Here is a 12,289-nt window from a genome sequence, read left to right as displayed (position 1 = left end):
TGATTATTCTTTAGCGATTTTAGTGTTTTCTGATGTTGACTGGTATGAAAGGTCTGGCCTCATAGCACCTCGCTTAATGGAGTAGGCATCTACATAATCGAACATTTCATTGAACAATTTTTCACCTTCCTTACCTAGTAATTTTTGGTTCTCAGCGCTCATGCTATCATAATCCATCGCATCTTTAGCGGAAATAACTGCAACAAAATAGTCCCCTACGTTACCAAATCCGCTTCTGTAGATACGATAATGCATTTTGGAATTCTTTGCTGCAAAGAGGTCTTTCAACTCTTTCATTTTACTTTGAACCTTCTGAATATTAGCAGGAGAAACATCCATTCTGTGCCAAACGCGGTATTCCTGGCCAGGAGTAGTGGTGGTAAGACCATCTGGCATATAAGATAGGGATGGAACCAAAAGGGTTACATAGTCACCGTGGTTTTCATAACATTTATTGAAATCTTCGAACATCTTATTGAACGTATCATCTCCAACCTTTTCTCGAAGGTCACCAAAATTCATATTTTGAATGTCTGCGAGATTTGCAATAGGTGTGATGGACAAAAATGTACCGTCATCCATTGACGCAACAGACCATTGAATGTTCTGTACATTGTTTTTCTTGCAGGCCTCAACGAGCTCCTTAGATGTCTTCTCATATTCCATCATCATAGATGGTTTAACCTGGTCCTCATGGATCCAGAAAGCCTGGTTTTTTCCTTCCTGAGCGTACATGCTTAACGAAAGAAAAAAACAGAAAATGGTACCGATAATCTTACTGATTGATTGCATAATAATAGTATTATAAATTAGTAATAGTTTGAACTTATGCCGTAACACAACAGAAAAGACAGAGTAGATATGGGCGTGATATTTTTTGGAAGCAATAAATTTTGGAACGGTAATTAAAATTGACCGATCTGGCGATAATTATTTGTATACATAGGATAGCTCCGGCATTATATATCCAGTAACTTTTTCTTGTTTAGAGAATGTATTATCAATTTTATCACGCATGGACTTACCTTCTTCTCCTAGAAGTTCCATATTTTCCTTTCTTCGGTTTTCGAGTTGTTCAGGACTTTCCGCAGCGACCGCTACCATAAAATATGCCCCCATGGTACCAAAACCATTTTTATAAAGGCGGTAATGTATTTTAGAGTTTTTATCTTCATACATCTTTTTTACACTTTTCGCCAGCTCCTCAGCTTTTTCACCAGATCCCGGTGGAATGTGATAAAAAGTGATTTCTCTGTAGTTCTGTCCCTCGGGAGTTTGGGTCATTCCATCGGGCATGTAAGAAAGTTCTTTGTCCAGTCTTAAAATGTAATCTCCATGTTGTGAATATGTGCCATCATAAGAATCGAATAAATCTTCAAATTCCTTTTCTCCCATTTTCTTTTTCAGATCCTCGAACGGGTTATTATCCAGTTCTGCCATATTTTTAATAGGAGATAGGTACATTACTCGGCTATCATCACCCACAAAGGTGATCCAGTCCATTCCCTTCATCTTATTAGTTTTAGCGGCTTCCACAATTTTTTTGTCCGCTGTATGGTGTTTATCCATCATTCCGTTGTTCACATGATCTTCATGAACTACATAGAGTTGATACCGGTCTTTTTGGGCCCAAATAGAAACACTGATGAAGAATAAGAAAAGGAAAGTTGCCAGGGTTGTTTTTTTTGATCTCATTGGTCTAGTTGTTTGGTTAATAATCTGGAATTTAATTAGTTAAAACGGCATAGAGATTCCAAATAGGATGAGATGGCTTAAAAACTTACCGGAAGTGCTTTTTTATTTACCGGAGTACATTTGGGGAGTTTAATATGCTGTAAAATAGCCTATTAAAGAGTTTTAAATGACTTGAAGATGTTTAAAAAGTTCGGGGCGCATATTTTTACTTAAGGGAAGCGAATGTGCACAGATCACTACATGATTTCCCCCAATTTCATCAATGTGGGAGATATTAACGATATATGACCTGTGAATACGGAGAAAACGATTATCTGTTAACTTTTCGTCTACTTCTTTCAGGGTCGTGACCAGGAGATATTTCTTATCCTTTAAAAATACCTTGCAGTAATTCCTGTCGGCTTCAATATAATGTATATCGTCAAGGGATATTCTCACCATTTTTTCATGATGCCTCACAAAAATACGGTCGTTAAGAATACAATGCTCTTTTTTACTGAAGATCTCTTTTTCAGAATGTTTCTGAATATTTTTAGAAGAGGTTTTGATCTCCTTCTTCAATTTATCCTTTTTGCTTTTGAGGGACCTTGGTATTAAGCGATCCAGGGTTTCGGCAGTGCGTTTATTGAAGTAAATAACTGGTGAGTAATGTTTGTTCTTAGTTCTTCCGGTTTCAATACCGTTTAATTGTCCTTTAAGCCGATCGTCCAGAAGTATAAGATCTGGAATTTCCTGCTCTAGAAAATGCAATGCGTCTTTTGCCCTGGAGAATATACCGGTTATGTTATACCCCAGCCGGTTTAGTTGCAGAGATAACTTCGCAGCCATGGGAATGTCATTTTCAACAATTATTATTTTTTCCGACTCGGCCATCCAGTAAATTTTTATAAAGATACTGAAACTATTGATAATCAATTAAATGGAGTGTGTTATCTTCTTTTGCTGCTTTTTGGTTGAACCGGATAAAAGGAAGGTAAAGTAAGGTGATATTTCACCACGACAAGGCGGATGCTAATAACAGTTAAAGTAGTGACCAGATAAATAATATCTGCATCTACGTTCATATTGTATAAAATAATGTAGGCCATGGCACCTATAAGACAGGCTGTGGCATAGATCTCTTTTCTAAAGATCACCGGGATCTCATTACAAAGAATATCCCTTATTACCCCGCCAAAGGTTCCGGTCATAGCACCCAAAGCTACAGAGAGGATAGGGTCAAGGCCATTTTGAATTCCTGTTTCTACTCCAGTTATGGTAAAAACTCCCAGACCAATGGTATCGAAAAGAAAGAGTGATTTTTTAAGATAATTCAGTTTATTTCTGAATATAATTGCAAAGATGGTCACTACCCCAATGAGGTATACATACACCACATTTTCCATCCAGGTTACCGGGGTATTTCCAATGAGTACATCTCGTATGGTTCCACCACCAATAGCGGTTACAAAGGCGATGATAAAAATTCCGAAAATATCCAGCCGCCGGTTCATTGCAGAAAGTGCTCCCGAAATAGCAAAGGCGATGGTTCCCAATACATCCAGTATGTTAAACAAACTCAATTCCATGCTTGGCAAAGGTAATTTTATCTTTTAAATTTGCTGAAAGTGTGGCAGAATTCTGCCTTTATTTTTTAGGTTTATCAACAAATAGACGATCTTAATAACAAAAGGTGTAAGTTTTCTACTAAACTACCTACTTTTATATCGTGTAAAAAAAAAAAATGAGTGAAACTATAGAAAGAGTTAAGTGTTTGATAATAGGTTCTGGTCCAGCAGGTTATACTGCGGCGATCTATGCCTCTCGTGCAGATCTTAAACCGGTAATGTATACAGGTATGGAGCCAGGAGGTCAGCTTACCACAACTACCGAAGTTGATAATTTCCCAGGGTATCCTCAGGGAATTGATGGCCCAAAAATGATGATGGACCTTCAGGAACAGGCAGAAAGATTCGGAACAGAAGTGCGCATAGGAATGATCACTGAGGTTAATTTTTCTAAAGAAGTTGGAGGAATTCATAGAGTATGTGTAGATAACTCCAAATGGATCGAAGCAGAATCTGTAATTATTTCTACTGGTGCTACTGCTAAATACTTAGGATTGCCTAGCGAGCAAAAATTACGTGGAGGTGGAGTTTCTGCCTGTGCGGTTTGCGACGGATTCTTCTATAAAGGTCAGGATGTAGCGATCGTAGGTGGTGGAGATACCGCTGCCGAGGAAGCTACTTATCTGGCTAATATTTGTAATAAGGTGACTATGTTGGTGCGTAAGGACTATATGAAGGCTTCTAAAGCAATGCAGCATAGAGTTGAAAACACCAAGAATATTGACCTTAGGTATAATACTGAAGTTGATGAGATCCTTGGAGACCAGGTGGTAGAAGGATTAAGAATGGTAAACAATCAAACAGGGGAGAAGGAAGAGATCAAGATCACCGGATTCTTTGTTGCTATTGGTCATAAACCAAATACAGATATTTTCAAAGGCTGGTTAGATATGGACGAAACTGGTTATGTTATCACTGAAAATAAATCTACCAGAACTAATATTCCGGGTGTTTTTGCTTCCGGAGATGTTCAGGATAAAATATATCGTCAGGCAGTAACAGCGGCAGGAACCGGTTGTATGGCCGCCCTCGATGCTGAACGTTACCTTGCAGAGATCGAAACTGAGGAAGATATTGAAAGACCACAAACAAGACCGGAAACAGTATAGACCTGTTTTGTTCATAACATAAAAAAAGTCCCGCAATTGCGGGACTTTTTATTTGAATTGGTTTAAGAGTAAAAGATATAACTAGACTAGTTGTCGGTTTTCACCTTAACTTCACCATCATCAATTTTTACTTTAGATTCGCTGCCATCAGCTCTGTCAATTTTTTCTTTGTATTCTCCGTCATCTTTCTTGATCTTAACCTCGGTGCCTTCTGGAGTTTCTATTTTAATTTTATCCCCTCCGTCTTTGACTTCCACCTTATTATCTGGATCTTCCATCATACGCTCTACTTCAGTCTTTTCCTGGTTGTCTTCATCTGTATTTCTACAGGAAACAAATCCAAGTATAACTGCAAGAAGGATAAGGCTGTTTTTAATTAAATATTTCATATCTGTTTATAGTTTTAAAAACCAGGTAAAACTATATCATAGAAGGCTTACTACAATTTTATTTTTGAAAACTTTGGCAAAGACAGTTTATTGAAAAAGACCTTTTCCAAATTCTTTTTTAGCGATCACCGCCTCATCCTTAAACTCGATAAGGTTAATCTGTGGTTCATTGAAGACATCTATCTCGCTATTACCAGTAGCTCTAACATTAAGATTATCTGTTGCGTTGATATTTACCTTTGCGTTTCCCTGTGCTAGTAACTCTGCAGTAACACTGGTGAGATTTTCTCCATCAAAACTGGAAGATTGGTCTGCTCTAATCTTAAAATTCTTAAGGTCGCCCTCAATTCTGGCAACGGCTTTCTCATAAATATCAACATTGAGATCTGGAGCATTTACAAGTGCTTTTAGATCTGAAGATTGATTCAGCTGAAAATCAACTGTGGTAGCGGTGATATTTAGTTCAGATTTGGCATCATCATTTTGAATAAGTCTGAAGTCTCTCGCCTTTATCGTTAGGAACGTCTTGGCATCTTTTCTGGTTTCCAGTTTAAAATCACCAAGGTAAAGGTCCTGAAGTGATTCTAATTCAACCTCTCCGGCAACCAGAATATCTTTTAGAGTATCTGAAAAGATGATCCTTAATTCCTGTTTTTTGGTTCGGCTAAATTCCTTGAAAGGCTTGATATATAAAATGCCATCTCTTACTTCTGTTTGAATTAGATCATGCAGGTTATCATCTGCTTCTATTTCGATCATAGGTCGGTTTCCCTTTAAAATCCCGATCTTAAAATCGCCTTTAGCTTGTATAGAATGGAAAGATGAAAGGTCATATTGTTCTGTTTTTACATTTCTGCTGCCTTTAACCTTTTCCTGAGATTTACAGGAAATAAAAATTATAAGTAGCACAAAAGGAAGTTTTTTAAACATGAATTAGATTTAGATTAAGACCAAATATAACAAAAGCCTCTGATTAGAGGCTTTTGTTCTTGATTGATTAGGTTTCCAGTATATGTTGCCGGGCTTCGAGATTTTCAAATACTTTAATAGTATCGGTTTGAAAATCGTGGTGTACAGTTTTAGGTTCTTCTATTTGCTGGCCGAATAGAATCGCCATCAAAAAGCCTATTACCAGGTTGATTAATGTACTCATGATCCATGATTTATCTCTACTCCATTACTGTCTATTTTAATACGATTCACTTTTTGATCGTTCACTTCAACTCCTTCGTCATTAACACGAATATTCATTTCTTCTCCGTTTACGTCGATCCTGGCATTAAAATCGTCTGAGCTGTCCCAGTCTTCAGAATCTTCTTCCCAGGTATCATCTTCGCTGTCCCAGGTATCTACCGGACAGTCTTCGCAAATGGTTTCATCTTCCATTATTTTAAGAAAGTGACCTTCCTCACCACTATTCAGAATACCTCCGGAAAAGCTATCGTTTCTGTGGAAAGAAGAGGTGTTATCATCTGCATATAATACTATACCTTCCGGCAAATACAGCGTGATCTCAACTTCCTGGTCGCGATATCCATAGCTGGCATCAGATGTGAAATAACTATCCAGAAATAATTCATTTCCTAAAAGACTTGTGGAATAATTAATATTGGCAGCTCTATCCTTAGCATCCTGGTAGTTCTTACCTTCGGCTGACTTCAAGATCTCCATCTTACCCAATGAATCCTTGGTAGATCTTACGATTAAACTAATGTCATTCCCAACTAAGATCTTGTCATTATTATCATATGCCAGTCTAAAATCTGAACTTCTCCATGTTCTCCCGGTATATTCACTATTATTTCGCATTCTTAAGAATAAGGTATCTGTAGGTGTTATGGCCAGTTTTTCGGTATCTGCCACTTCACCGTCAAAAGCCCTGTTCGTAGCCTGGCTAACGCCAACCACGGTTAAGCCTATTACAGAGATCAACCATAATCCAAGTAGCGTAAGTAGTGCTATTCTTCCTATAGATTTCAGGTTTCTTACAAGGATCTTAAGTCCTAAAACAAATAAGAAAAAGAATGGAATTCCTACCGCAAAGAATGCCAGTATCGAAATTAACCACAGCGGTGCTCCACTGTTCACCATTTCTATATAATCTGTCCAGGGAGCTTCTATGATCCCGAAAGTTCCAACCGCAAATAAGCCTACAAATAGTCCGATCAAGGTAGAACCGGCGATTAATAATAACAGAATTCCAACGAATTTTACGATCAGTTTCAGACAGAACTTGATGATACCACCAAGGGTCGTAGCTGCAGAGCTGGCACCGGCAGAAGCCTTTTTGCCATATTTCTCATAGTCTACATTTTTTATACTATCTGAAACCTCGTGAAAACCCTCACGTATCTTTTTCTCGATATTGCTGACGGTTACCTCCTCTCCGCGCATAGCCAGTTTATCGGCTGTGGTTTTTGCTTCAGGCACAAAGATCCAGAAAGCGATATAGATAAGGATGAATGCTCCACTGGAGAAGATGGTTAGTAAGATCCATAATAATCTTACCCAGATAGCTTCAATTCCCAGGTAATGTCCCAGTCCTGAAGATACGCCTCCCACATGGCCATTCTCAGTATCTCTGTATAGTTGCTTTCCTACTGTTTTAGTAGTTTTCGTCCTTTTAGGTTCGTCTTCAAAGATCTCTTCGTCTACCATATAATCTTCAGGTTGCCCCATGATAGCGATTACTTCTTCTACTTCTTTTATGCTGATAACCTGACGGTCATTCTTGATCTTCTCATTAAATAATTCAGCAATACGAGCCTCGATGTCTGAGATGATCTCATCACGACCCTGCGTATTCGAGAAAGAATGCCTTATGGCTTCCAGATACCTTTGTAGTCTGGCATAGGCATCTTCATCTATATGAAAGAATGTGCCGGCAAGATTTATATTTACTGTCTTATTCATGGTTCTTCTTTTTTTGAGTGGTTACGATGTTAACTGCAGATTGCAATTCTTCCCAGGTACCGGTTAGTTCCCTGAGAAATATTTTTCCTGTTTCGGTGAGCCCGTAATATTTTCTTGGTGGCCCACTGGTGGATTCTTCCCAACGATAATTGAGTAATCCTGCATTTTTAAGCCTGGTAAGTAGGGGATAGATTGTTCCCTCCACAACCAATAGTTTTGCGTCTTTTAATGTATCCAGAATCTCTGCCACGTAGGCGTCTTCATCCCGGAGAACCGAGAGGATACAGTATTCCAGTACACCCTTACGCATCTGGGCTTTTGTATTTTCAATCTTCATAGTGTTTGTTTTTGGGTGTCATTAAACTGTTCATTTCTTGATTGATTAAATTGATGATTAGTGTCGTCCGGTTTTTCCGAACTCAAAAAATTGATGGTTAGCGGATAATTATATAACTGACCTTCGTTTGCTTTGATACTTGCATTGATGACTGCAAATAGTTCAAGCACAAAAAGACCTAATAATAATATTCCTAGGATGCCCACAGTGATGAAAAAGGGCAAAGCATCAGTGAAATTCTCAATTACAAATGAATCTTGTGCAAAAAATAGCGGTTCATTTGCGGTGAATCTCAGTCCGAAGTAAACAAAGGTGGCGGCTCCAACTGCAACCAGGAAAATAGTGTAGAGGAACATGCTTATCTGAAAGTTCAGGGCATTTCTTCCGTGATGATCTACAAAAGGATCCTGTTTGCGGGCTAGCCATAACAGCATTGGAAAAATAAAGTTTCCAAGCGGTATGAAATACTTTGTGAATACCGATAGATGAAGTACGGCAGCCAGTGTTTTGTTATTGTGGATGGTTTCAGTGGTCATTCTTTGATTTTTTGCTTTGATTGATATTAGAAGAAAATAGCTGTGATAAAATAGATGTAAATAAAAGTTACAGCTAGATAGATCTGTGTTTTTGTAATGGTGGAGTTTTTAGTTTCCTCCATTCTAATTACCTGAGTGTGAGATGAATATTTCATGATGTTTTTTGATTGATATTTATATAACCTATTAGAATCTTATACAAATATATATCTAAAAGAAGGTATTATGCAACACATAGTACTGAAAATTAACAAAATATTAAGAATTGAATACTGCAACATATTTCCTACTTTTATAGAAAAATCAACCAAAATCCTTATAAATGAAGCTTTCTCCTTCTAAACTGAATTCTTTTTTAATGTTGAAATTACCAAGTGCCTGGTTATGTGGGGTGAGGGTGAAACAAATAGACCAATCTCAATGTGAGATAGGAGTGAAGCATCGGTGGATAAATCAAAACCCTTTCAACTCCATGTATTTTGCGGTACAGGCGATGGCTGCTGAGCTAAGTACAGGAGCATTGGTGATGAATAAAATACAGCAGTCAGATAAAAAGATCTCAATGTTAGTGGCACAGAACAAAGCAGTTTTTACAAAGAAGGCCACCGGTAAGATCAAATTTACCTGTTATGACGGCAATAAAGTGAACCAAGCCTTAGAGCGAACCGTGAAGACCGGCGAAGGCGAAACTTTCTGGATGAAATCTATTGGTTTAAATGAGGATGGAGTAGAAGTGTCGGTTTTCGAATTCGAGTGGACTGTTAAACTTAAGTCAAAACAGTAACATTGGTCATTAGATACCTACCTATAGCTGAAAATTAATACATCAATCAAAAAAAAGAATTATGAATGCACACGAAATAGACTATCAGATCTTTGGAGAGGAAATGCAATATGTGGAGCTTGAATTAGACCCACAGGAAGCCGTGATCGCCGAAGCCGGTAATTTTATGATGATGGATAATGGTATTAAAATGGATACCATTTTTGGTGATGGTTCCAAACAAAATGAAGGTTTTCTTGGAAAGGTTTTAGGAGCTGGAAAACGCCTCCTGACTGGAGAAAGTCTGTTTATGACCATATTTTCCAATGAAGTTCAGGGTAAAAAGAAGATAAGTTTTGCCTCTCCCTATCCCGGGAAGGTGATACCTATAGATCTTACCAGGTTCAATGGCAAATTTATATGCCAGAAAGATGCCTTTTTATGTGCTGCTAAAGGGGTTTCCATAGGGATCGAATTCAGTAAAAAACTGGGAAGAGGTTTCTTTGGTGGTGAAGGTTTTATCATGCAAAAAGTAGAAGGTGATGGGATGGCTTTTGTTCATGCCGGTGGAACCATGGCTAGAAAAGAATTACAACCAGGAGAAAAGTTAAAAGTCGATACAGGATGTATAATAGGTTTCACTCAAACGGTAGACTATGATATCGAATTTGTTGGAGGTATTAGAAATACATTGTTTGGAGGTGAAGGCTTATTTTTTGCGACCTTAACTGGACCAGGTACAGTTTATATACAATCTTTACCGTTTAGCAGATTAGCTAGCAGAATACATCAGGCGGCACCACAGGGTGGAGGAAAAGATAAAGGTGAGGGCAGTATCCTGGGAGGTATTGGAGATGTAATAAGTGGAGATAATAGATTCTAATTTTGTTAAACTTATAAAACAATTGTTAAAATCTAATGAGTTTTACTATATTTAGCTAACCAAAAAATAAATACTGCCTATAGTATAATTCTACTCGTTTTTATCAATCTAACTTTAACCTAAACTAATTCAAATTATGGCGAGAGCAATGTTTGAATACACCAAGACGATACTTGACAAAGTAAGTTTTGATGCTAATTTGTTCTGTAAGGAGGTTAAGAAAGCGATTCAACGTTTGCTTCCTCACGAAATAGAGGAATTACGACTTTGGATAGTTGCATTAACCAGGCAGAATCCAGAATTAAATCAATGTTTAATTTATTTAAATACATAAAGAAAAAAAGCGGCTTTTAGCCGCTTTTTTTAATTTGTATCGTATTCCTTCTTTTTATTGAGAGGGCTAATGATCTTGACATTCTGGAAGGTGATCGCTCCCTTTACAACACCAGCGATTGTACTTCTTATGGCTTCAATGATCTGCATTTTTAATTCACTGCGGTTGTAAATAAGACTTACTTCCCGTGCAGGAACCGGATCGTGAAACATCTTCAGGTTCTTCTTTTCTGAATCTTTTAGATCCAGAGTATGTAAGTAGGGTAGTAAGGTCATACCCAGTCCTTCGTTGGCAAGTTTGATAAGGGTTTCAAAACTTCCGCTTTCAAGTTGGAGCTGGTCATCTCCATAATCCCTGGAAGCCTTACATAAATTGATGATCCCGTCCTTAAAACAATGTCCGTCTTCCAGCAAAAGGATCTTATTGATATCAAGGTCTTCGACGTTTATCTTTTCTGAATCTATCTTCTGCTGGTCGGCTGGTACGTACGGTACAAAAGGCTCGTAATAGAGCACATTTTCCTTAATACCTTCAACCTCAAGTGGAGTCGCGGCAATAGCTGCATCCAGATGACCTTCTTTAAGTTTTTCGAGGATAGCTTCTGTATGAAGCTCTTCGATCTTAAGTTTTACCTTGGGATATTTTTTTATAAAGCTACCAATGAACATTGGTAATAAGGTAGGCATGATCGTAGGGATAACTCCAAGCCTGAAAATTCCTCCTATAAAGCCTTTTTGTTGATCTACGATATCCTGGATCCTGTCACTTTCATTTACGATATTCCGTGCCTGCTGAACTATTTTTTCTCCAACCTCAGTAAGCTGGATAGGTTTCTTGGTCCTGTCAAAAATAGTTACTTCAAGTTCCTCCTCCAGTTTCTGGATCTGCATACTTAAAGTAGGCTGGGTAACAAATACTTTTTGCGCGGCCTTAGTGAAATTCTTATGTTCTGCAACCGCAAGTACATAATGGAGTTGGGTGATAGTCATCTTAACAAATTTTGCTAATACAAAGGTATAAGTTTTTCTTATTTTAAATAAGATTTAACTTTGTTTTATCTATAACAAACCCCTTCCTTTTGAGGAAGGGGTTTGGATTTGTGATGATAGTAAATACTTCGATTTTGATGACCGTTGCCCGATTTATCCTGGCCGGTTAATTCTCTTTAATAATTCTATTCGCTTTTTTGACTGATGTTGATGATCCAATAATGAACCATAGGTGATCTCCTAAAATCGTATTTCCAGTTCCTTTTGTTCTCCTTTGAATTCAAATTTAGAATGGTCCCAGCTTGGTGGTCCATAGCTCATTCCAGTTCCGCTTGAACCATAATTTTCTGTCGGAATACCACTGGCGTCGAAATCCATTTTTCCATTATCGTTTTTATCGTGCATAACTAGAAGGGCATAAGTACCTTGAGGAATATTTTCAAAATTTGCGATGGCTTTTCCATCCTGGATTTCAGCCATAACCGAATATTCGGGAGCTGCTTTCATAAAAGTATCTTCAGAATATAATCCGAATTTTACATTTCCTTCAGTTCCTATAACATTAGGTACGGTGGCACTGATGTTTCCAGACTTTTCTGCTTGTGCCTGAACCAGGGCTCCAATTAACATGGCTACTAATACTGCGATTGTTTTCATAATGATCTTGTTTTTTGATTATGGAACAAACTTAGACTCAAAGTACAGTTTCCGGAAAAAGTTTTAACCGAACTGTA

General features: G+C 37.8%; 16 protein-coding genes. 4 read left to right on the top strand and 12 right to left on the bottom strand.

Going from position 1 to position 12,289, the window contains the following annotated elements; all coding sequences use genetic code 11:
- Positions 1-3: 3 nt before the first annotated feature.
- The 4 genes from G3I01_RS15760 to G3I01_RS15745 form a co-directional block, all read right to left on the bottom strand.
- Positions 4-792, bottom strand: coding sequence for a hypothetical protein (locus G3I01_RS15760; protein ID WP_219549442.1), 789 nt, complete (start codon positions 790-792; stop codon positions 4-6).
- A 138-nt stretch (positions 793-930) separates the two neighbouring features.
- Positions 931-1,695 carry a hypothetical protein gene (locus G3I01_RS15755; protein ID WP_219549440.1) on the bottom strand — a complete coding sequence of 255 codons (765 nt, stop codon included), beginning with the start codon at positions 1,693-1,695 and terminating at the stop codon, positions 931-933.
- A gap of 162 nt (positions 1,696-1,857) precedes the next feature.
- A complete protein-coding gene (locus G3I01_RS15750) occupies positions 1,858-2,568 on the bottom strand; it encodes a response regulator transcription factor (protein ID WP_219549438.1) in 711 nt (236 codons plus the stop codon).
- A 56-nt stretch (positions 2,569-2,624) separates the two neighbouring features.
- Positions 2,625-3,263, bottom strand: coding sequence for a trimeric intracellular cation channel family protein (locus G3I01_RS15745; RefSeq protein WP_219549436.1), 639 nt, complete (start codon positions 3,261-3,263; stop codon positions 2,625-2,627).
- A gap of 155 nt (positions 3,264-3,418) precedes the next feature.
- Between G3I01_RS15745 and trxB the strand changes: the two genes are divergently transcribed.
- Complete coding sequence (gene trxB, locus G3I01_RS15740) at positions 3,419-4,411, top strand: thioredoxin-disulfide reductase (protein WP_219549434.1); 993 nt, start codon at positions 3,419-3,421, stop codon at positions 4,409-4,411.
- 86 nt (positions 4,412-4,497) lie between these two features.
- Here the strand turns inward: trxB and G3I01_RS15735 are convergent, their stop codons facing one another.
- The 6 genes from G3I01_RS15735 to G3I01_RS15710 all read right to left on the bottom strand — a co-directional run bounded on the left by G3I01_RS15735 (position 4,498) and on the right by G3I01_RS15710 (position 8,586).
- Complete coding sequence (locus G3I01_RS15735; protein ID WP_219549432.1) at positions 4,498-4,800, bottom strand: hypothetical protein; 303 nt, start codon at positions 4,798-4,800, stop codon at positions 4,498-4,500.
- 87 nt (positions 4,801-4,887) lie between these two features.
- Positions 4,888-5,730 carry a DUF2807 domain-containing protein gene (locus G3I01_RS15730; RefSeq protein ID WP_219549430.1) on the bottom strand — a complete coding sequence of 281 codons (843 nt, stop codon included), beginning with the start codon at positions 5,728-5,730 and terminating at the stop codon, positions 4,888-4,890.
- Between the two features lie 67 nt (positions 5,731-5,797).
- Positions 5,798-5,953, bottom strand: coding sequence for a hypothetical protein (locus G3I01_RS15725; protein ID WP_219549428.1), 156 nt, complete (start codon positions 5,951-5,953; stop codon positions 5,798-5,800).
- A complete protein-coding gene (locus tag G3I01_RS15720; RefSeq protein WP_219549426.1) occupies positions 5,950-7,713 on the bottom strand; it encodes a PspC domain-containing protein in 1,764 nt (587 codons plus the stop codon). The genes G3I01_RS15725 and G3I01_RS15720 overlap by 4 nt, the downstream gene beginning before the upstream one ends.
- Entirely contained in the window at positions 7,706-8,050 is a 345-nt protein-coding gene (locus tag G3I01_RS15715; RefSeq protein ID WP_089664992.1) for a PadR family transcriptional regulator, read from the bottom strand. The genes G3I01_RS15720 and G3I01_RS15715 overlap by 8 nt, the downstream gene beginning before the upstream one ends.
- Complete coding sequence (locus G3I01_RS15710) at positions 8,047-8,586, bottom strand: DUF4870 domain-containing protein (RefSeq protein ID WP_219549425.1); 540 nt, start codon at positions 8,584-8,586, stop codon at positions 8,047-8,049. The genes G3I01_RS15715 and G3I01_RS15710 overlap by 4 nt, the downstream gene beginning before the upstream one ends.
- A 322-nt stretch (positions 8,587-8,908) precedes the next feature.
- On the opposite strand from G3I01_RS15710, the gene G3I01_RS15705 reads away from it, so the two are divergent.
- The 3 genes from G3I01_RS15705 to G3I01_RS15695 all read left to right on the top strand — a co-directional run bounded on the left by G3I01_RS15705 (position 8,909) and on the right by G3I01_RS15695 (position 10,566).
- The gene (locus tag G3I01_RS15705; RefSeq protein ID WP_219549423.1) at positions 8,909-9,370 is read left to right on the top strand and encodes a DUF4442 domain-containing protein; all 462 of its coding nucleotides are present in this window, start codon (positions 8,909-8,911) and stop codon (positions 9,368-9,370) included.
- 61 nt (positions 9,371-9,431) lie between these two features.
- The gene (locus G3I01_RS15700) at positions 9,432-10,232 is read left to right on the top strand and encodes a TIGR00266 family protein (protein ID WP_219549421.1); all 801 of its coding nucleotides are present in this window, start codon (positions 9,432-9,434) and stop codon (positions 10,230-10,232) included.
- A 136-nt stretch (positions 10,233-10,368) separates the two neighbouring features.
- Positions 10,369-10,566, top strand: a complete 198-nt coding sequence (locus G3I01_RS15695; protein ID WP_219549419.1) for a hypothetical protein — start codon at positions 10,369-10,371, stop codon at positions 10,564-10,566.
- Positions 10,567-10,595: 29 nt separating this feature from the next.
- On the opposite strand, the gene G3I01_RS15690 is transcribed toward G3I01_RS15695, so the two are convergent.
- Positions 10,596-11,555, bottom strand: coding sequence for a LysR substrate-binding domain-containing protein (locus tag G3I01_RS15690; RefSeq protein ID WP_219549417.1), 960 nt, complete (start codon positions 11,553-11,555; stop codon positions 10,596-10,598).
- A 240-nt stretch (positions 11,556-11,795) separates the two neighbouring features.
- Complete coding sequence (locus G3I01_RS15685) at positions 11,796-12,212, bottom strand: DUF2141 domain-containing protein (protein WP_219549415.1); 417 nt, start codon at positions 12,210-12,212, stop codon at positions 11,796-11,798.
- Between the last annotated feature and the right edge of the window lie 77 nt (positions 12,213-12,289).

The sequence above is a fragment of the Gramella sp. MT6 genome (assembly GCF_019357415.1).
Lineage (GTDB): Bacteria > Bacteroidota > Bacteroidia > Flavobacteriales > Flavobacteriaceae > Christiangramia.
This window is presented reverse-complemented; position numbering and strand designations above follow the sequence as displayed.